This window comes from Collinsella aerofaciens, from assembly GCF_964283865.1.
In the GTDB taxonomy this organism is placed as follows: Bacteria; Actinomycetota; Coriobacteriia; order Coriobacteriales; family Coriobacteriaceae; genus Collinsella.
The window spans coordinates 1-20,678 of record NZ_CAXYLS010000001.1; the positions used below are offsets into that span (position 1 = coordinate 1).

15 protein-coding genes are annotated in these 20,678 nt (G+C 62.2%); 1 reads left to right on the top strand and 14 read right to left on the bottom strand.

Going from position 1 to position 20,678, the window contains the following annotated elements; genetic code table 11:
• Window positions 1-150 precede the first annotated feature (150 nt).
• Together fucO and ACRX4W_RS00010 are read right to left on the bottom strand one after the other, a co-directional pair.
• The gene (gene fucO / locus ACRX4W_RS00005; RefSeq protein WP_161194836.1) at window positions 151-1,317 is read right to left on the bottom strand and encodes a lactaldehyde reductase; all 1,167 of its coding nucleotides are present in this window, start codon (window positions 1,315-1,317) and stop codon (window positions 151-153) included.
• A 165-nt stretch (window positions 1,318-1,482) separates the two neighbouring features.
• Window positions 1,483-2,199 (bottom strand): YoaK family protein, encoded by a 717-nt coding sequence (locus ACRX4W_RS00010; RefSeq protein WP_118377270.1) that lies wholly within the window; start codon window positions 2,197-2,199, stop codon window positions 1,483-1,485.
• A 253-nt stretch (window positions 2,200-2,452) separates the two neighbouring features.
• On the opposite strand from ACRX4W_RS00010, the gene ACRX4W_RS00015 reads away from it, so the two are divergent.
• Complete coding sequence (locus tag ACRX4W_RS00015; protein WP_432298856.1) at window positions 2,453-4,591, top strand: YgiQ family radical SAM protein; 2,139 nt, start codon at window positions 2,453-2,455, stop codon at window positions 4,589-4,591.
• Here ACRX4W_RS00015 and ACRX4W_RS00020 read toward each other — a convergent pair.
• From ACRX4W_RS00020 to ACRX4W_RS00075, 12 genes are all read right to left on the bottom strand, one after another.
• On the bottom strand, window positions 4,588-5,499 hold the full coding sequence (locus ACRX4W_RS00020) for a CPBP family intramembrane glutamic endopeptidase (RefSeq protein WP_161194834.1): 912 nt from the start codon (window positions 5,497-5,499) through the stop codon (window positions 4,588-4,590). The genes ACRX4W_RS00015 and ACRX4W_RS00020 overlap by 4 nt on opposite strands.
• Before the next feature lie 34 nt (window positions 5,500-5,533).
• Window positions 5,534-5,737, bottom strand: coding sequence for a type II toxin-antitoxin system RelB/DinJ family antitoxin (locus ACRX4W_RS00025; RefSeq protein WP_055252556.1), 204 nt, complete (start codon window positions 5,735-5,737; stop codon window positions 5,534-5,536).
• Window positions 5,738-5,951: 214 nt separating this feature from the next.
• Window positions 5,952-7,328: an ATP-binding cassette domain-containing protein gene (locus tag ACRX4W_RS00030; protein WP_161194833.1), complete on the bottom strand. Its 1,377-nt coding sequence runs from the start codon at window positions 7,326-7,328 to the stop codon at window positions 5,952-5,954.
• A 3-nt stretch (window positions 7,329-7,331) separates the two neighbouring features.
• Window positions 7,332-8,384 (bottom strand): ABC transporter substrate-binding protein, encoded by a 1,053-nt coding sequence (locus ACRX4W_RS00035; protein WP_124786036.1) that lies wholly within the window; start codon window positions 8,382-8,384, stop codon window positions 7,332-7,334.
• A 2-nt stretch (window positions 8,385-8,386) separates the two neighbouring features.
• Window positions 8,387-10,198, bottom strand: a complete 1,812-nt coding sequence (locus ACRX4W_RS00040) for a [FeFe] hydrogenase, group A (RefSeq protein WP_432298857.1) — start codon at window positions 10,196-10,198, stop codon at window positions 8,387-8,389.
• Window positions 10,192-12,024, bottom strand: coding sequence for an NAD(P)-binding protein (locus tag ACRX4W_RS00045; RefSeq protein ID WP_161156351.1), 1,833 nt, complete (start codon window positions 12,022-12,024; stop codon window positions 10,192-10,194). Before ACRX4W_RS00045 ends, ACRX4W_RS00040 begins: the two co-directional genes overlap by 7 nt.
• A gap of 256 nt (window positions 12,025-12,280) precedes the next feature.
• Window positions 12,281-13,663: a 6-phospho-alpha-glucosidase gene (locus tag ACRX4W_RS00050; protein WP_055310193.1), complete on the bottom strand. Its 1,383-nt coding sequence runs from the start codon at window positions 13,661-13,663 to the stop codon at window positions 12,281-12,283.
• A gap of 3 nt (window positions 13,664-13,666) precedes the next feature.
• The gene (locus ACRX4W_RS00055; protein WP_271807610.1) at window positions 13,667-15,283 is read right to left on the bottom strand and encodes a PTS transporter subunit EIIC; all 1,617 of its coding nucleotides are present in this window, start codon (window positions 15,281-15,283) and stop codon (window positions 13,667-13,669) included.
• Window positions 15,284-15,382: 99 nt separating this feature from the next.
• Window positions 15,383-16,237 (bottom strand): PRD domain-containing protein, encoded by an 855-nt coding sequence (locus ACRX4W_RS00060; protein WP_118377164.1) that lies wholly within the window; start codon window positions 16,235-16,237, stop codon window positions 15,383-15,385.
• An 18-nt stretch (window positions 16,238-16,255) separates the two neighbouring features.
• Window positions 16,256-16,768, bottom strand: coding sequence for a PTS sugar transporter subunit IIA (locus ACRX4W_RS00065; RefSeq protein WP_158563755.1), 513 nt, complete (start codon window positions 16,766-16,768; stop codon window positions 16,256-16,258).
• A 294-nt stretch (window positions 16,769-17,062) separates the two neighbouring features.
• On the bottom strand, window positions 17,063-17,824 hold the full coding sequence (locus ACRX4W_RS00070) for a 4Fe-4S binding protein (protein WP_161156345.1): 762 nt from the start codon (window positions 17,822-17,824) through the stop codon (window positions 17,063-17,065).
• 619 nt (window positions 17,825-18,443) lie between these two features.
• Window positions 18,444-20,642 (bottom strand): DEAD/DEAH box helicase, encoded by a 2,199-nt coding sequence (locus ACRX4W_RS00075; RefSeq protein ID WP_192934500.1) that lies wholly within the window; start codon window positions 20,640-20,642, stop codon window positions 18,444-18,446.
• Between the last annotated feature and the right edge of the window lie 36 nt (window positions 20,643-20,678).

Below are 20,678 nucleotides of genomic sequence, written 5' to 3' on the forward strand. Positions count from 1 at the left end.
ACCCCGGAGGAGTTCCGGAATCAGGCCCTCGCGGCCTAGTCGCTATTTAGGGCGTCCAAGATTTGGGACGCAGTTCAAGTGCGCAGCGGGGGCTTCCGACATGTCCGAGGACGATTGTGGGGCTAACGGGCAGGGGCCCGCCGAACCAAGTTAGGCAGCCGGGCAGATCTTCTTGAAGAGCTCGATGACGTCGTCGAGCGTCGCCTCGCGCGGGTTACCCGGGAAGCAGGCGTCAGCCATGGCGTCCTTGGCCAGGACCTCGATCTCGTCAGCCTTCATGGCCTCGCAGACGTGCGGGATGTTCACGTCGGCAGAGAGCTGCTTGACGGCGGCGATGGCGGCGTCGGCGGCCTCGTCGGTGCTCATGCCCGTGGTGTCAACGCCCATGGCGACGGCAACCTTGGCCAGACGCTCGGCGCAAACCGGCTTGTTGAACTCCATGGCGATCGGCAGCAGCATGGCGCAAGCGACGCCGTGCGGGGTATCGTAGTGAGCGGACAGGGTGTGGGCCATGGCGTGATCGATGCCCAAGCCGACATTGGAGAAGCCCATGCCGGCGACATACTGGCCAAGAGCCATGCCCTCGCGGCCGGAGCCGGGCTGGCCGGACTTGGCCTCGGCGACGGAGTCGCGCAGGTTCTCGCTGATCAGCTTAATAGCCTCAAAGTGGAACATGTCGGAGAGCTCCCAAGCGCCCTTGGTGGTGTAGCCCTCGATGGCGTGGGTCAGGGCGTCCATGCCAGTGGAAGCGGTAAGGCCGGCGGGCATGGAAGCCATCATGTCGGGGTCGACGACGGCGACCTCGGGGGCGTCGTTGGTGTCGACGCACACGAACTTGCGGACCTTCTCGGGGTCGGTGATGACGTAGTTGATGGTCACCTCAGCAGCGGTACCGGCGGTCGTCGGCACGGCGATAGTGAACACGGCATGGTTCTTGGTGGGAGCAACGCCCTCGAGGCTGCGGACATCGGCGAACTCAGGGTTGTTGATGATGATGCCGATGGCCTTGGCGGTGTCCATGGAAGAGCCGCCACCGATGGTCACGATAGCGTCAGCCTCGGCGGCCTTGAAGGCCTCGACGCCGTCCTTGACGTTCTGGATGGTGGGGTTGGGCTTGATCTCGGAGTAGAGGCTCCAAGCGATGCCGGCGGCGTCGAGCTCGTCGGTCACCTTAGAGGTAACGCCAAACTTGACCAGGTCGGGATCAGAGCAGACGAAGATCTTCTTGTAGCCGCGACGCTGGAGCTCGCCGGGGATCTCCTTGATGGCGCCGGAACCATGATAAGAGATGGTATTGAGAACGAAACGATTAGCCATTGATAGCCTCCTATCGTGTGCGGGGCACCCATTACGCCCCGCGCTATGAGTCCCATCCTAACGCTTTTGTAACAAAAAACACGCGAGAACATCAAAAGTGTTAAAGCGTTTCAACATATGATGAAAAATAATGCGGCGAAGGGACAGCCCCTTTGCCGCATTCGGTTACTTTCGGCAGCCCTCTTTCCAAGCCTCGGCCGCAACCTTCCAGCGTAAGCGCAAGTCGCGCTCGCGGTCGATGAACATGATGGCAAACGCGACAAACAGCAGCAAGCTCGCCACGACGATGGCGTGCAGGCCCATGCGCTCAATGCACCAGTTGCCCAACACGGCGCCAAACACAAAGGTAAAGATCACGCCAAAGTACAGCAGGCCGTTTTCCAAAAAGCCGCGCCTGTGGGTGATGATGTAATCATCCACGTTTTGTAGCGCGTTGCGCAAGTTGCCGATGCACATGGTCGTAGCGATGCCGTGACCGTGGATCTTGCGGAAGCTCTCTACCTGCATACCGCAGGCAAACGAAGTGAGGCAGTTGGCGAGCAGGTTGTAACCGCCGCCCGGGATAAAGCTCACGCCCAGCAAGATAACGGCTTCAAAAAACACCGTCACCTGGCGCCAGTGAATCACACTGCCAAACCGCTCGTGAACCAGGTCGGCAAGCATAATACCCACAGCAAACGACACCACAGGGAAGAAGTAGCGCCCCGCCAGCGCCCAGTTGCCCTCCGAGATGCTCACGCCCACGAGCAGGATATTGCCCGTCTGCGCGTTTGCGAAAACATGATCGCGCCCAATGTACGAATAAACGTCCATAAAGCCACCGGCGAGCGCCAAGATGATGCCCAGCTCGATGGACTCCGATATCTGTTTGGCACGCTGCATCGTCGTGCATCCTCCTTGTTGACGACTCTCTCGTGCGTTGGCGGAAACATAGCCGCCGTTCATACTGTAACCCATTGACAACATGGCATGCGCGCGAGACGGGCTCCCCAACGCGCAGATACACAGTCTGGAAACAAACGGCACCCGCATCGATACGCCGATCCGCCAACCCATGTACTCCACCAGTCTTTTTAGCCCCGTCCCAAAAAGACTGGTTACAATTACGTGCAGCATACAAACACCGGGAGGGATCGTGGCAAAAAAGCCTCAGCACGCTCAGAACAACCAGCGCAGTCAGCAGGGCAAACAGGGCCAGCAGCAAAAGCGCGGCGGTAAGGCGCAGGCCACGGTCGCCCGCACCAAGCATTCCCAAGCGACGCCCGCCCGCCCCTGGCGTCCGGGCCGCGATAAGTTTCTCCCCGTCAGTCGCGCCGACATGGATGCGCGCGGCTGGGACCAGTGCGACTTTGTCTACATCTGCGGCGACGCCTACGTGGACCATCCCAGCTTTGGCATGGCCATCGTCAGCCGCGTGCTCGACGCGCACGGCTACAAAGTGGGCATTATCTGTCAGCCCGACTGGACCGACCCCGCCAGCATCACCGTGCTCGGCGAGCCGCGCCTGGGCTTTCTCGTCAGTGCCGGCAACATGGACTCCATGGTCAACCACTACTCGGTGACCAAGCATCGTCGCCACACCGATGCCTACACCCCTGGCGGTAAAGAGGGGCACCGCCCCAACCGCGCCGTCACGGTCTACGGCAACCTCATCCGCCAAACGTTCAAGGACGCGCCCATCATCATCGGCGGCATCGAGGCGAGCCTGCGTCGTCTGGCCCACTACGACTACTGGCAGGACAAGCTCAAGCGCTCGGTACTGCTCGACTCGGGCGCCGACATCCTCATCTACGGCATGGGCGAGCACGCGATCGTCGAGATCGCCGACGCGCTCGACGCGGGACTGCCCGTCGACCAGATCACCTATATCAACGGCACCGTCTACCGTACCAACTCGCTCGACGAGGTCTACGACTACGACCTGCTGCCCAGCTGGGACGACCTTGCTGCCGACAAGCTCAACTACGCCCGCAGCTTTAACGTGCAGCAGCAGAACATGGATCCCATCACCGGGCATCGCCTGGTAGAACCCTACCCCAACAGCGTCTATGTGGTGCAAAACCCGCCGTCGGCGACACTCACCACCGACGAGATGGACGAGGTCGCCGAACTCCCCTACGCACGCGATTGGCACCCCGACTACGACGCCGCGGGCGGCGTGCCGGCCTTTGCCGAGATCAAGTTTTCCATCAGCTCTAACCGCGGCTGCTTTGGCGAGTGCTCGTTTTGCGCGCTCACCTTCCACCAGGGCCGCGTGCTGCAGATGCGCAGCCACGACTCGATCATGCGCGAGGCCGAGCTGCTCACGCGCAATCCCGAGTTTAAGGGCTACATCAACGACGTTGGCGGACCGACGGCTAACTTTAGCCGCCCGGCCTGTGACAAGCAGCTCAAGCACGGCGTGTGCAAGAACAAGCGCTGCCTATGGCCGAGCGTGTGCAAGAACATGGTGGTCGACGAAAGCGGCTACACGCAGCTGTTGCGCGATCTGCGCCAGTTGCCGGGCGTCAAAAAGGTCTTCGTCCGCAGCGGCATCCGCTTTGACTACACCATGGCCGACGCCTCGGACGAGTTTTTGCGCGAGCTGTTGGAGCACCATGTCTCGGGCCAGCTACGCGTGGCACCCGAGCACGTGAGCGATGCGGTGCTCTCCGTAATGGGCAAACCGAGCCGCGCCGTCTACGATGCGTTCTGTCGTAAATTTGAACGCTTGAACCGCGAATACGGACTCAAGCAGTACGTAGTACCGTATCTGATCTCGAGCCACCCCGGCTCGACGATGAAGGAAGCGGTGGAGCTTGCCGAGGCTGTGCGCGACATGGGCTACATGCCCGAGCAGGTACAGGACTTCTACCCCACCCCGTCCACGATGAGCACCTGCATGTACTACACCGGCGTTGACCCGCGCACCATGCAGTCGATCTATGTGGCGCGCGACCCGCACGAGAAGGCTATGCAGCGCGCGCTCATCCAATATCGCAAGCCCGAGAACTACAAGCTCGTGCGCGAGGCACTGGAAAAGGCTGGCCGTCGCGATCTGATCGGCTACACCAAGCATTGCCTGATTCGCCCCGTGCCGCCACGCCCGGGCGAGACCTCTGCCGGCGGCGGGCATGGCACCGGCAAGAAGGGCGGCAAGGCCCACGGTGGCGCCGGCAAGGGCCCCAAGGGCAGCAAGGGGCACGGCGGCATGTCGCGTGCGCAGAACACCGCCGGCCGCAACCGTGCAGCTCAGGGGCGTCAGGGCGCCAACGGAGGCGGACGCCGCAATTAGGGCAGCGGTGCTGTCGCTATGCCCATCTCGCATGCGTGGCGCAGTGAGCGCATCGCCTCCACGAGGATGATGCCGGCGATGGTGACCGTGATTACCACGTCGAACGGCGTGTTCACAAACCAGAGCAACGTCATGAGATACGACCCGGCATTAAAGGCAAAGTGTAGCAGGATCGTGTAGCGGAGCTTCCCGGTCGTCACGAGCACCCAGCCAAAAATGAGGCCGGCAGCGCCCGCATAGCAGCCCTGCACCCAGTTCATGTGCATAAAACCGAAGATCGCCGCCTGCAGCACGACCGCCGCGGCGATACCCCACGTGCTCGGGGCCGCCCAGGGCACCATGGCGCCGTCCTGCGCGCTCGCATGACGCCGCCGCTTCCAAAGTGGGCGACATTGGGAGTTAAACGCCCGGAGTGAAAACTCAAAGATGACGCCGCGTACCAGGAGCTCTTCACAAAACGGCGCACCAAGCACCGTGGTCAGGACGGCAAGAAGGTTGGTATCGCCCATGCCTGTTTCCTCGACGAGCTCGCTATAGTCTGCCGCAACCTCGGGCAGCAGCGACAGCACGCCGTCGCATAGGTAGCTAATGACCACCTGCATGGATAGGCCGATCACGACAACGCATGCGATGCGCTTCCATGCAGCATTTGCTCCCCCGCCGAGCGGGCGCTCACCTTGCCGGCGCGCCATGAAGGAGCGGGGCCACAGATAGCGCCACCACAGCAGCGCCATCAAAAACGACGCCGTCTGAGCGGCGGCCTGAAACCATTGAATATCGAGATTGTCGATCGGGAAACCCGTCAGTGCCGACACGATGTCCAGCGCGGAGAACAAAACAATGCTCAGGGCAATATCGGCAGCGACGACACCAAAACAGGCAAGCGCCCAAACCAGCGCATTGAGCATGCCAACCTCCTCAAAACCCGGCACTTGGGGACAGTCATTGTTGATGAGAATCGGGCGCAGCGCCAAAAGCCCCGTTGGGCGAAATGTCGAACGGGAAGGTGCCGCAGCGATTGAACGCGGCGATAAACATGCGGATGGCGTTGGACGGCGTGGTGCCCACGAGCTGAGTTGCCGCCGCGAAGGCCGCCTTTTCCTCGGGCAAGACCTTCGCGACAACCGGGGTCATGTGTTCTGCCATGGCGCTTCCTTTTTGAAACGACGGTGGTGCGGATAGATGCGGGCCACGCGGCTGGGCGACGGACTGTGAAGGCAACCCGATTGGCCCGCATCCTGAGTTTGTTTCTACGGCATTGGTATTACTTGGTATTCCTAAGTATTACCCCGCAGATAGAATACCACACCCGCCCCATGGGGACGGAGAAAAACGGATTATTATGTTGCTGAGTAAGTATTTAGAGCGTGATGATGTCCGAGATATTGAGGGCCCGAGCGTCAGCGGCATCGTGTGTGGCGAGTAGGAGCGTGCGACCGTCGAGCAGATCGAGCACGACCTCGGCCGTCGCATCGCGCGCGACGACATCCAGGCCGGTAAAGGGCTCGTCCAGAATCACCGCGCCGCCCGGGCACAGCAGTGCTCGGGCAATCTCGACGCGACGACGCTGCCCACCCGAGAGCTCGGCCACGCGAGCATGCAAATCGACCCCCGGCACCAACAGGCGCAGCAGGGCCGCGGCACCCGAGGCGTCCACGCGCGCGTCGGCGCACACCAGCACGTTTTCCAAAGCCGAAACGTCCTCAACCAAGCGCACGTCCTGAAACACCATGGAGCACGGCGCGCACTCCCCCGCAGCCAGCGCAAGCAACGTCGACTTGCCCACACCCGAGGCGCCCATCACGCAGGCGCGCCCACCGGCGGGCACACGGAGTGTCAGTCCGTCGAGCGCCGGAGCCCAGGGCGCCCGCTCGCCCACGGCGAGCGCAAGCTCCGCCGCAGCGCCGCCCCCGGCAGCCCCCGCACGCCCGCGAGCGCCGCGCCCATGCGCCCGCACGGCCACGCGCCACGCCACGGGTCCCGAAACCCGCAGCAGCCACACCAGCACGCGCTCACACGCCCACGAGACGGCAACGACCAGCACGGTCCACGCCAGCAGATCAGCCGTCTCGATCAAAAGCTTCGCCTGATAGATGCGCTCACCCACGGTGCCCACCGCCATGCCGATGAGCTCGGCTGCCACGCCGGCCTTCCAGCTCATGCCAATCACGGCACGCGCACACGAAAGCACAAACGGCAGGACTTCGCGCCAGGTATGGGCGCAAAACAGTCGCCAGCCGCGCACGCCATGCAGACGGAACATCTGCTCCAGCGGTTTATTCACCTGTGCCAAGCCCTCGGCCAGCGAAAAATACACGCCCGGCAGCGCCATCAAAAAGACTGCCGCGATGCTCACGCGCGCCGACCCCAGCCAGATTAGCAACAGGACCACCACGCAGGCGACCGGTGTCGCCTTTACAAACGACAGCGCCGGAGCCACCAGGTGCGCAAACGCCCGCGAACGTGACGAAATCCCGGCAAGCACACCACCACACACCGCGGCAAGCGCCAGCCCGCCCAGTATCCGCGCGCCCGAGCCCGCCAAAATCGCCCAGGTACCGCCATCGCACACCAGGCGCAGAAGCGCCAAGGCAACAGCACCCGGCCCCGGCAAGATCAGCGGCTGCGCCACCAGCGACGCCGCAAAGATCCACACGGCAAGCCAAAAGGCGGCGACGGCACCTGCTGCCGCCACCGCCTTCATACGCTCTGTCATTTGTCGAGCAAACGCACGCACGGGCTACTCCAAGTAGCAGAAATCGTCAGCCGGAAGTTTACCACCCACGGCACTCGCGTCCGCGTCGGACAGCACCTGCAGATACCCGCTAAGTGCCGCCTTCATATCCTTGCCCGTCTGGCAGACAAGCATGCACCCGGGAATCGCCTTCTCGGCGATCTTGGCATTGTCCACGATGCCGGCATCGACCACGGCCTGCGCCCAGTCTGACGGCGCCGCATTGACAGCCTTCACGCTCGCCTCGTGGCAGCTCAGGAATTCCGCCACGGCCTCGGGATGTTCCTCGGCAAACGCGCGGCGCACCACGGTCACACCCGTCAGCAAGCGCGAGCCCGTGTCTCCTGCCAGCTCGTCCCACACATCGGTCAGGCTCACCGGTGCCGACAGCTTGCCCTCGCTCTTGGCGATAGCAGCGGTCTTGAACGGCTCCGGCAGCACGCCCACGGCAGACGGATCGGCAAGCAACGCCGACAGCACCTCGGTGGGCTCGCTCTTAAACTCGAGCGTCACCTGGCCGGTCAGGCCCGCGCGCTCCAGCAGGTAGTTCATGACGTACTCCGGCGTCGTGCCCTTGCCCGTCATGTAGACGGTGCGACCCGCCAGGTCGCCAAACGAGGCCACACTCGCATCGCCCGTCACAACGTTCAGCACGCCCAGCGTGTTGATGTCGATGACCTGCACCGCGCCCTCGGTCTTGTTGTAGAGCGCGCTCGCCACGTTGGCTGGCACCAGGGCAATGTCGATATCGCCCTGAATGACCTTGGGCACGATCTCGTCGGCGGCGGTGTTGATCGCAAAGTCGAACTCGTTGTCCGTCTCGCCGCTCGCCGCCTGGTCCATAAACCTCACCAGACCGATCGACGTCGGGCCCTTGAGCGAGGCGACGTGCACCTCGACCGGCCCCGCGGCGCCCGCAGCCCCGCCGGCAGCCGAGCCCGCGGCGGACCCGGCACCGGCAGACCCGCCACCACAGCCAACCAGCGCAAGCGACAACGCACCCGCGGCAAGCGCCGAGGCAAACCCCCGGCGCGTCATCTCAACAGTAAACGCGCGCATCGTTAGCACGTCCCTTCGTTAGGCATCGTCCATGCGTGATGGTCGGTGTGCAGCAGCTCCTCGGCCAGCGGCGAGAGTGGCTCGCCCAAGAACTCGCGGTAGCACGCCTGGACATCGGGATTCTCGTGCGAGAAGCGAATGTCCGCAGCGGCATCCAGGCCCCACAGCACCTGGCCGCGCTCAGCTGCCAGCTCGCAGCCGTCGTGGATGGGCTGACCGCCGCCACCGACGCAGCCGCCAGGACACGCCATGACCTCGACAAAGTCATAGCTCACGCAACCGTCGCGAATCGCGTCGAGCAGGCGGGCGGCATTGCCCAGTCCGTGCGCCACGGCGACGCGCACCCTGGTGCCCTCGATATCGGCCACTGCTTCCTTCCAGCCGTCCAGACCGCGCACGTCGGTGAAGAAGTCGGCGTCGGGGTTCTTGCCCGTCACCAGGTAATAGGCCGAGCGCACGGCGGCCTCCATCACGCCGCCCGTGGCGCCAAAGATCACACCCGCGCCCGTGCCAAAGCCCAGCGGCGTATCAAGCGGCTCCTCGGTAAGCGTGTCCACGCTCACGTGGCTCGCGCGGATCATGCGCACCATCTCGCGCACCGTCAGTGCAACGTCCACGTCGGGCGCGCCGCCCTCGCCCATCATGCTCGGCAGCGCACGCTCGGCCTTCTTGGCCGTGCACGGCATAACGGACACCACGAACAGACGCTCGGGCTCCACGCCCAGCACCTTGGCGTAGTAGGTCTTGGCGATGGCGCCGAACATCTGCTGCGGCGACTTTGACGTGGACAGGCTGTCGACAAACTCGGGGTAACGTGCCTTCACAAAGCGTACCCAGCCCGGGCAGCAGCTCGTGAACATGGGCCAGCCGTGGGTGTCGCCCTCGCCCTTGACGGCCTTCCCTAGGCGCTCGAGCAGTTCGGAGCCCTCCTCTATAATGGTGAGGTCGGCCGAGAAATCGGTGTCGAACACGTACTCAAAGCCAACGCGGCGCAGGGCGCAAGCCAGGCGCTCAACGGTGGCCTCCTCGCGCGGAATGCCGAGCTCCTCGCCCCAGGCGCTACGCACGGCCGGCGCAATCTGCACCAGTACGATCTTGTCGGGATCGGCGATGGCGTCGAACACGGTCTCGGTATCGTCACGCTCGCGCAGGGCGCCCGTCGGGCAATGCGTGATGCACTGACCGCACGCGACGCAATCGGTCTTGCCGATCGGCGCACGCCCGCGGGTGCCCACGGCGGTATGCGTGGCGCGGTTGGTCAGGTCCCAAATCCCTAAGCCCTGCACGCTCTCGCACACCTTGATGCAGCGCATGCATTTGATGCACTTGTCGTTATCGCGTATGATGGGGAAATCGAAGTCCCAGCCCTCGCGCGCCAGGTGCTGCTCGTACGGCAGATAGAAGATACCCAGGTCGTTGGCGATGGTCTGCAGGTTGCAGTTACCACTGCGCACGCAGCTCGTACAGCGCGAGTCGTGCTGGGACAGCAGCAGCTGCACGTTGGTGCGACGCGCCTCGCGGGCCTTGGGGCTGTTGGTGTGGACCACCATGCCGTCGAGCACGTAGTTGTTGCAGGCGGCAACCAGCTGGTCGCAGCCCTCAACCTCGACCACGCATACGCGGCAGCCGCCGATCTCGTTTAGATCGCGCAGGTAGCACAGGGTGGGAATCTGGATGCTGACGGACTTGGCCGCATCCAGGATCGTGGTGTGCTCGGGAACCACGACCTCGCAATTATCGATAGTGAGCTTGACCATGTTATGCGCTCCGTTTTCGGTGTTGTCGCTGACGGTGGTGTTGTTGGGCTCTACCATTCCAGGTTCCTCCCTCCGCGGAACGCGCCAAAGCCAAAGTGATCGCAACGCAGGCAGCGGCTCGCCTCCTGGCGCGCCTCCTGCTCGGTGAGACCCTGCTCGACCAGATCCCAATCGTGAATACGCTCGCCGGCCTCGCGCTCGCCCAGCTCGCAGCGGCCGCACTCATGCTTGCCCTTAAACTGGACGGTCGGCAGCTCGACCTCGAGCTTGATCTTGTGGTCAAAGCCCAGGTAGCGGTCGATATTTGCCGAAGCCACGCGGCCGGCGTTGATGGCACGGATGACGGTGGCGGGACCGGTCTGGCAGTCACCGCCGCTAAAGAGGCCATCGAAGTTGGGCACGGCGCCATCCGAATCGGTGACCACGCAGCCCCACTTACAAGCGATGCCCATGTCCTCAAACGGCCTGGAATCGATGTCCTGGCCAATGGCCACAAACACGCGCTCGCAGGGAATGACGCGCTCGGGCGTGGCGGCGGCACGCGGGGCCGGACGCCCACGACGGGGCTCGCCGATAATCTGCGGCTGCACGCGCAGGCCACTCACGCGACCTTCCTCGCCCGTCTCGATAGCGAGCGGGGCGGTCAACTCCAGCACCTCGCAGCCCTCGGCCTGGGCGCCGGCGATCTCGGCGTCCTGGGCCGTCATGTCGCAGATGCGACGGCGGTAGACGATGCTCACCTTTTCGGCACGGCAGCGCACGGCGGAGCGCGCCACGTCCATGGCCACGTTGCCGCCGCCGATGACGCACACGCGCTGGCCGCTCAGGTCGGGCAGCTCGTCGTCGCCGATGGCGCGCAGCATCTTGACGGCCGACTCCACGCCGAGCGCTTCCTCGCCCGGAAGGCCGAGCTTCTTATCGCTGTGGGCGCCAATGGCCAGGTAGACGGCATCGAACTCGTCGCGCAGGCGGGCAAGTTCCTCGCCGTTGACGGAGTGATCGAGCTCAACGTCGATGCCGGCGCTCAAGATCCAGTCGATCTCGGCCTGCAGGCGCTCGCGCGGCAGACGATAGCTGGGGATGCCATAGCGCAGCATGCCGCCCAGGTGGTGGCGCTGCTCAAAGATGGTCACCTTATGGCCCATCACGGCCAGGTAGTAGGCGCAGGAAAGGCCGGCCGGGCCGCCGCCGATCACGGCGACGCGCTTGCCGGTGTTGTCCACTACATGCGGCTTGTGGTCGTTGAGGTCACTGTGCTCGACGGCAAAACGCTTGAGGGCGAGGATGTTCATGGGGTCGTCGACCATGCCACGGCGGCAGTGCATCTCGCAGGGATGCTCGCACACCAGGCCGCAGACGAGCGGCAGCGGATTGTTCTTGCGGATGACCTTGACGGCGTCGGCATAGCGGCCGGCCTCGACCAGCGAAATGTACCCGGGAATGTCGACGTGCGCCGGGCAGCCCGAAACGCACGGGACGCGGGCCTCGCGGTCAAAGCCGCAGGAGTGCTCGCGGATGTGATGCTCAAAATCGTCGCGGAAGCCGCGAATGGCCGTGAGTGCCATGGCGCCAGCTTCGTAGCCGATGGCGCAGTCGCTCGAAAGGTAGATGGTGCGGGCGGTGCGCTCAATCAAGTTGAGCGTGGACTCGTCGGCGCGGCCCTCGAGCACATCGGCGAGCAGGTCGCTCAGCGCGCTCAGGCCCACGCGGCAGGGCGTGCACTTGCCGCAGCTCTGGGTGGAGCACAGATTGACGAGCGCTGCCGTAAACTCAACGGGGCACGGGGCGAGCGAACTCACCGCCAGACGGCGTCCGAGCGCATCGTGCAGGTCGTCCATGACGGCCTGAGCGTGGCTGCGTTCCATTACGTGCAGTCGAGCCATAAGATCCCCTCTCACATGGCAGCCCGGAGGCGAGGCCGGGCGAAGTTGCTACACGCACAACACTGACCTAAAAAGTTGTTAGGTCTCCACGCAGTTCGGCAGGCGGTATGAAATGTCACCCTCGGCGGTGAAATAGAACATTACCGCAGATAAATGCCATATTTGATAAAACGCGTTACCAAATGACAATGCCCCGCCCACGCAATCACGTGGACGGGGCATTGCTCCAGGTATGCGGCCAGCGACCCTGTTGCTTTTACTTAAGCTCGGGCCAGTAGCCCTTGTTGGCCTCGATCATGTCGTCGAGAACCTCCTTGGCGACCTTCATCGAAGGCACGGTCTTGTTCAGCGTAAAGGCCTTGAGCGCCTTCTCGTAAGAACCCTCGATCGTAGCCTCGACCACGAGCTTCTCGGAGTTCAGCTGCTGCATCATGAGGCCCTGCTGGAACAGAGGAATGTTGTCGCGGCTGATGACCTCGGGGCCATTCTTGCCAATGTAGGCAGGCAGCTCGACCATAGCGTCGTAGGGCATGTTGGGGATAGCGCCCTTGTTCTCGCAAATGACCAGGAAGCGCTGCTTGGTGTCGTTCTTCAGAGCGATAGCCAAATCGGCAATCCAGTCGCCGTGGCTGCCCGCATAGAACGTGCTCTCGTCGATCTCGCCCGTCTTCTCGTAGTGGTCGATGCCGTCGAAGAGGTTCTTCTCACGCGTCTCCTCAACCTCGTTAGCACGGGTGCGCTCGGGGTTGGAATGCTCGACGAACTCCTTCTGCTGCAGGTAGTAGTTCAGATACGTGTTGGGCAGGTACTCCGGGAAGCACTCCATGATCTCGTACTCGCCCTTCCAGACGTAGTACCAGCTGCCCTTGGTGTGGCGGTTCTGCTCGGGGTGCTCGTCAGTGGCCTCCTCGGGCTTCTTTGCCATGAGCGAGCCCATGCCCTTGAGGTAGGAGTCGGGCAGCAGAATCTCATGCTCCTTGATGTACTCGCGCAGCTGCGGGAGCACCTCCTCGCCCTTGTGGCGGATCGAGGTGAACCAACCAAAGTGGTTGAGGCCAAAGTAATCGTACTCGACATCCTTCTTGTCGATATCGAGTGCGGCGCAAACCACGTCGATGATCGCGATCGGCATGTCGCAGATGTTGATGATGCGAGCGTTGGGACGCAGCACGCGGCAGCCCTCGGACACGATGGCAGCAGGGTTGGAGTAGTTGAGAATCCAGTAGTCCTTCTTAGCGTACTTCTCAACGTCATCGATCAGCTCGACCATGGGGAAGATGGTGCGCATGCCGTAGGCAAGGCCGCCGCAACCGCAGGTCTCCTGGCCCACGCAGCCGTGACGCAGCGGAATCTTCTCGTCCTGCTCGCGCATGGCGTAGCCGCCCACGCGCATCTGGGCAAACACGAAGCTGGCATCCGTAAAGGCAGTCTCCTTGTCGGTGGTCACCGTGAGCTTGATGTCCAGGCCGAGGTCCTCGTGCAGAATCCAGTCCACGAGCACGCCGATCTTGCGCTGGCGCTCCTCGTTGATGTCGTACAGACGAATCTCGTCAACGTCGAGCTCGTCCTTGCGCAGAGCGATGGACTTGACGATGCCGGGGGTAAAGGTGGATCCGCCACCACACAGAGTAATGATCATTGTTTACTGCTCCTTCTCAATTGCGTTTTCGACCTTGTCGCGCATCTCGGCAACCTTCATGCCAAAGATGATCTGGATATTGTTGCCGTTGCGGTTGATGCCGCTGTTGGGCACGTGGTTGATGAGGCTCTCATCGATGAGGTCCGGGTTCTTAACGTTCACGCGAAGACGTGTAAAGCAGTTCTCGAGCTCCTCGATGTTGTCCTTGCCGCCAAGACCTGCGACCAGGTCGGCAATACCTGCATCGACGCCCTCTGCGGGAGCTGCGGCAACAGCGCCCTGCTTCACCGCGACAGACGCGGCGGCCTCGCCCTCGGCAACGGACTCGGCGAGCTCGGACTCTTCCTCGCGACCAGGCGTGTGGAGGTTGAGCTTCTTAATAAGGAAGGTGAAGAGGAAGAAGTACAGCGCGGCGTTGACGACTCCGAGCACGAGCATCATCGGCCAGTTGGTCTTATCGACACCAAGAACCAGGTTGGAAACCACGATGTTGATGATGCCGCCTGCAGTCGAAGCGGGCACGGAGAGGACCTTGAGCAGGACCAGGAAGATACCGGAAAGAACCGAGTGAACGACAAAGAGCACGGGAGCGGCAAAGACAAAGAGGAAGTCCATGGGCTCGGTGACACAGGAGAGCACGGCGGTGATGATCAGCGGGATGATAACGGCCTTGGTCTTATCCTTGTTCCCCTTGTAAGCGGTGAAGATAAAGGCGAGACCGATACCGATGTAGGGCCACAGGTTGTTGAAGGTGTAGCTGTTGAAGTAGGTGCTATCGGAGAAGGGCTGGCCCGTCATTGCCATCTCGGCGACACGGATGGGATAGGCGCCGGCGATAACCTGATCGCCCAGCGTCAGGGTGCCGCCCACATCGGAGAACTGGAACGGGGTGTAGATGAGGTGATGCAGACCGGTAGGAACGAGCAGCTTGTTGAGCATGCCGTAGATAAACAGACCGATGTTGCCCGACTCCTTAATGATGCCGGCAACGGAGGAGATGGCACCCTGAACCGGAGGCCAAACGATGCAGAAGCCAGCACCCATGATCCAGGAAATGATGATCATGATCAGGAACGGAAAACGAACGCCCGAGAACATCGAAAGGGCAATGGGGAACTGCTTGTTCGAGTACTTGTTGAACACGGCACCGGTGATGCAACCAAGAATGATGCCGCCAAACACGCCGGTGTCGAGCACCTGAATGCCCATAACGGTGCTCTGACCGGTTCCGGTAAGACCGAGCATGCCGCTCGCTTCGGCAAGAGAGCCGGTGGCGTTGAGCACGATGTTGTTAGCCTGCAGGAACAGGAAGAACGACATCAGGGCGATCAGCGAAGCATGGCCCTTGTTCTTCTTTGCCATGGCGCCGGCGATGCCCACGCAGAACAGAATCGAGAGGTTGTTGATGATAAACATCAGCGACTGATAGACAACGGCGCCCACAAGCTGGAACGGACCGGAGCCCAGCACGGGGACCACGGCGCAGATGGTCTTGTTGGTCAGAATGATGCCCACGATGAGCAGGATGCCGGCAACCGAGAGATACATCATCGGCTGAACGATCGACTTCGCGAACACCTCCAACGGCGCTTTGAAATTGAACTTCTTTTTTGCGGTCATAGCGGTACTCCCCTTCCTTTTCCGCAAATTGAGATAGGTGTGCCCTAGACAAGACCGTGAGCCTTGCCTTATATCAATCGATGTGTGGGCACGTTATGCCTAGAGACCAGGTTCTCCAAGCAGGTTAACAATGTGATATGCGAGATAACTCTTCTCGGCATCGGTAACGACAACGTTATAGGTAGACGCCAAGTGGTCGGCAATTGACTCCGCGCACGAGAACGCCCTCGGATACGCCGTTTCATCGATACGGAACAGCGCGTCGCCATTGACCTGCCCCGCCGCGGGATCGAGCGCTCGCTGCGCAAAAAACTGCAGATGGCGAACGAAACGCTCGTACGGCAACGAGGTGACGTCAAGGGTCGTGGCATAGTGCTCGGAAACAATCGCGAGCACGTCGCGAACAAGCTGGACCGAAACAATCAGACGGTCAGAGCGCTGCGGCATAGTGGCGTTGACGATATGCAGCGTAATGAAACCCTGCTCTTCTTCGCTCATCTGGATGCCCATATACTCCTTGATAATCTGCAGCGCACGGCCCGCAAGCGCGTACTCCTTGCGATAGAACTGCTGGATCTCGAGCAGCAACGGATTCTCGCAGGGGACGCCCTTACGCTCGCGCTCCAAAGCAAGACTGATATGGTCTGCGAGAGCAATGAGAATCTTGTCGTTGATATCAACATTGAGCTCTCGACGGAGCATCTGAACAATGTCCTCGGAAATCACGAGGTTGACGGTGGGGATGGACTCCAAAAGATGTGCCAAGCGGTCAATCGTACGCGAATCCTGAGAAGTTCCCTCCTGCAACGCGTAGGTCTTTTCGATCGACGCCTCGTCGATGGCATCACCGACATGACGGCCAAAGCAGAGACCTCGACCGATGACGATGAGCTCGGAGCCATCGTCCGAAGTGACCATTGCGACGTTGTTGTTAAAAACTCGCTTGATAACCACGGTACCCACCACAAGAATTTACTCGGAAAGCCAGACGACAGGCTCTTTAACAGCAACAGGGCCGGAAGCGTGCTCACGAAGAGTCGAGTTCTCCGAACGCTCGCACACGATAACGAAGACCGTGGGATCGAAGCCGGCGGCGCGGACCGCGTCGAAATCGACCTCGACGAGGGGCTGGCCCGCGTCGACATGGTCACCCTGAGCAACAAGCGCATGGAAGCCCTTGCCCTCAAGTTTAACAGTGTCGATTCCGATATGCAGCATCACCTGAGCAGAGCTGTCGTCGGACATGATACCCAGCGCGTGCTCGGTCGGGAACAGCGCCGCGACGGTACCGGAGACAGGAGCGCACACCGTTCCCTCTTGGGGAACCACGGCAACGCCATCGCCCACGGCACGGCTGCTAAAAGCGGGGTCATTGGTTTTTTCCAGATGAACAAGCTCGCCGGAAACGGGAGCGAGGATTTCGAACTCGGAAGTTGCAGTCTTCTGCTCATCCGAACCGCCCATCAGGCGAGAAAAGAAACCCATGGTGGCATGTCCCTTCATAAATATAGCCCAACCAAAATCAAGCGAATGCGTCCATAGAGACACATCCGTTCAAAGACTTTGGTTAGGCCCACGTCCGAGGGACTCGGTAACCTTCCGCATTTCTTTTTACGGGAGCTATTGTAGACAAGCCCAAAGCCAGAACAATCATTATGACCGGTGAGCGGTATTTTTTCTTCGATAAACGGTATTTAAGCGGCACTTGGGGACGTTCCTTTTCTGCCGGCACCCAGGGACACTCCTTGCTCTGGCCCCATTGCACCAATTTCGTATGCGCTAGATGAAGAGTTCGCATTCCTTCCGCACGACGCAAACCTTGCTCAGCATCTGGGAAACAGCGGATAGCTTGTTGGGATCAAGCTTGCGAGCGCCTCGCGGACATACGGCGATGCAGCGCATGCAGGAGATACACGCCTCGTCAGCTGCTCGCTTGGGGTCGCCCTTGTCGATAGCGCAAACGGGGCACGCCGCGGCGCATGCACCGCAGGAGACGCAATCCTCTGTTGCCTCGGGTGCCATGCGGTGACCTCCAGCTTGTTTATAAGGACGATTGCCGGGAATAGAGGGCTCGGATGCATCCTCAGCCAACAGCTTCTGCTGAATTTGCTGCGCAAACTCTGCGAGCTGCGCCGCATCCTGCGCATCCGGTCGCCCAGCAGCAAACTGACGAGCAACGGAATGCTCAGCAATAGCAGAAACCGCTGCGACCACCCTAAATCCGGCGCGCTTCGCAACGTCCTCCAACTCTACGAGCGTGTCCTCAAACGCGCGGTTTCCGTATACACAAACCAAAACAGTCCGAGCCCCGTTGCCGCGCACTATGCCCAACCGGTCAGCCACCACAGCCGGGATTCTACCGGCATACGCCGGCACAGAGATTACGGCCACGTCGTCCTCAGTCATCGAGACGGCGCTGAAATCTAGCCCGCTATCGGTCAGATCGACGGTAACGGTATTTTTGTCCAGCGCCCCGGCCACAAGGCCAGACACCTTCCGCGTTCCACCCGTCGGACTAAACACAATTTCGAATACGTCCATCGAGGCACCCTCCCCCTACGCCTGGCGACGCGTCAAGCCGTTTTCACATCCAGCCAGAGTATACGGTACGTGGGATCCACGTTTTGGTGCACCAAACACCCCAATGCACCCACCCTACGCTGTCTGCCTCTTCGTTTTGTATTAATTACGGTACAGATTGTATATATTTACGGGATACCGCCGTGTTCTCCTGAGGTACCCCATCCTGGCCCGTGCAAAAAACGGAGTATTCTGCAACGTGACCGCGCCAGCACCGCCGCGGGTGGGCAAAACTGTAGGGCGCCGTATCATTCTAAGTCCCGACATGGCGAGAATGACGCGCCCCTGCTCCGGAAAACGGCGAAATCTGACTCGGAACGCTCGCTAGGGATATCCGAAGGCCGCCGTTGGCAATACCGAATCGTATGCAACCAACTAGAGCTGCTGAATACTCCAAAAAATGCACGACGCACCCCATGGGACCCATTGCCGCATGACAGAAAATAGGTCCTCGGCATCCCCCAGATGCATTCCCGAGAAAATCGCGTTTGGATTAGCGATGGACACGGTAAACAAAAGGGCCCGAGCGTTGTTTGCTCGGGCCCTTTTGTTTGTCTCACGCTAGCGTGCGATGCGTATGTTATCTGCGCTTGCCGCCGCCGTCGCCGGGACGACGGGAGCTGCCGCCGCGATTGCCGCCACGATTGTTACCATAGCTGCCACGGTTATCGCGACCGCCGGCGCGACCGCCGCGGGAACCGGCCTGGTTGTCACCACGCCCGCCGCGGTAGCCGCCACGGCGCTCCTCGCGGGTGTCGTCGTAGTTGCGCCAATCATCGCGACGATCGCGGCTGGCACGCGGGTCGCGACGATCGCGCGACTCATTCGAACGACCGGCGCCGCTGCGGCCACCGTTGCCACGAGCACCCTCGCGACGCTCGCCGCCACGGACGCCGCGCTCGTCACGCGAACCACGGCCTTCGCCGCCACGGCCACTGCGCTCGTCATTGCGACCGGAACGACGACGGTCACCCGAGCCGCGCTTGCCGCCGCGCGAACCGCGGCCCTCGTCCTCGCGCTCAACACGACGACGGCCACCACGGTCCTCGTCCTCGCGGCGACGGCGATGCGCCTCGCCCTGGAACTGCTTGGCACGGCGCTCGGCACGGTTGCCGCGTGGGGTCTGCTCGACGGCAGCAGCACCCCCGCGCTCCTCGGCAGCTACCTCGCGGGCCACGCTCTCCACAGCCTCGTCCACGCGAGCCTGAACGCCCTCGCGCACGCGGGTCTTGCCGCCGCGCTTGGGACGGCCCGGACGCTCGCCGTCGCTGCGGCGCTCGTCGCGACCGCGGTTGGAACGACCGGCAACATCGCCGTAATCGTCGCCGTTGCGCTTGCCGTCGCGACGCGCCTGCTCAAGCTTCTTCTTGCTCTTGGACTTGCCGCGCTTGGTCTTCTTCTTCACCTTAAAGGCGGCAGGGTCGCGCTCGGGGTCAACCGCGGGCGGGTTGGGACCCACATGCAGGTCGCCGGCCCCGTAGATGTCGGCCGTCTTGTCCATGAGCTTCTCGATCTCGTAGAACTCATCGACATCCTGCTCGGTCACAAACGTGATGGCCCACCCCAGCTCGCCGGCGCGGCCCGTACGGCCAATGCGGTGGATATAGTCGGTCGGCTCGGCCGGCACATCAAAGTTCACGACGTAGCGCACGTCGCTGATGTCGATGCCGCGGGCGAGCACGTCGGTCGCCACCAGTACGTCGACGGTGCCGTCGCGGAAGGCCGAAAGCGCGCGCTCGCGCTGCGCCTGGCTGCGGTTGCCGTGAATCGCGGCGGCCTTGATGCCCTTACGCTCCAAGCGACGGCAGCAGCTGTCGGCGCGGTGCTTGGTGCGCATAAAGACGATAGTGCGCTCCGGGCCCTCCTTTTTGAGGAACTCGGGCAGCAGGTTGTTCTTGGCCTCGATGGACACCGGGAACACAAACTGGTCGACGGTGTCGGCGGTCGATGTAGCGGGCGCGATCTCCACGCGGGCCGGGTCGCTCACCAGGTCGGTGATCTCGCCCACGGCCTCCTCGTCGAGCGTAGCCGAGAACAGCAGCGTCTGGCGCTCGGCCGGCGTCTCGCGCACGATGCGGCGGACGGCGGGTAAAAAGCCCATATCGAGCATGCGATCGGCCTCGTCGAGCACCAGCACCTTGACCTCGTCCAGGTGGCAGGCGCCCTGCTCGATCAGGTCGACCAGACGGCCCGGCGTGGCGACCAGGATGTCGCAGCCGTACTTGAGCGCCGCGGTCTGGGGCTTGTAGCTCACGCCGCCCACGACGGTCACGGCAACATGGCCGGTAACGTCGGCGATCTTGCTCGCGACCTCGTCGATCTGCTGGGCAAGCTCGCGCGTGGGGGTGATGACGAGCATCAAGGGACCGCGACCGTTGCCCTCGGGCTTCTTGGCGCCGCGACGGCGGTTGCGGCCTCCGCGCTCGCGCACGGGCTTGGGCGGAGCGATGTGCTCCAGGTTGTTCATGGTCGGCAGCAAAAAGGCAGCCGTCTTGCCGGTGCCGGTCTGAGCGGCGGCAAGCAGGTCGCGGCCCTCGAGCACAACGGGAATCGAGCCAGCCTGGACAGGCGTGGGCGCCGTGTAGCCAAGGTTCTCGATGGCACGAAGCATCTCGTCCGAAAGTCCCAGCTCGTCAAAGGCGGGCAGGCTCTCGGTCGCGGACTCAACGGTCTCGGCGGCGCTGGCCTCGTCGGCAGCATCGAAGGCAGCCTGGGTCATGGCCTCGCGGGCCTCGTCCAGAATCTCGGCGTCCGTGACGTCGGATACAGAATTACGCATATGTTGTTGTTCCTTATCTGCACGCGTTATGGGCAC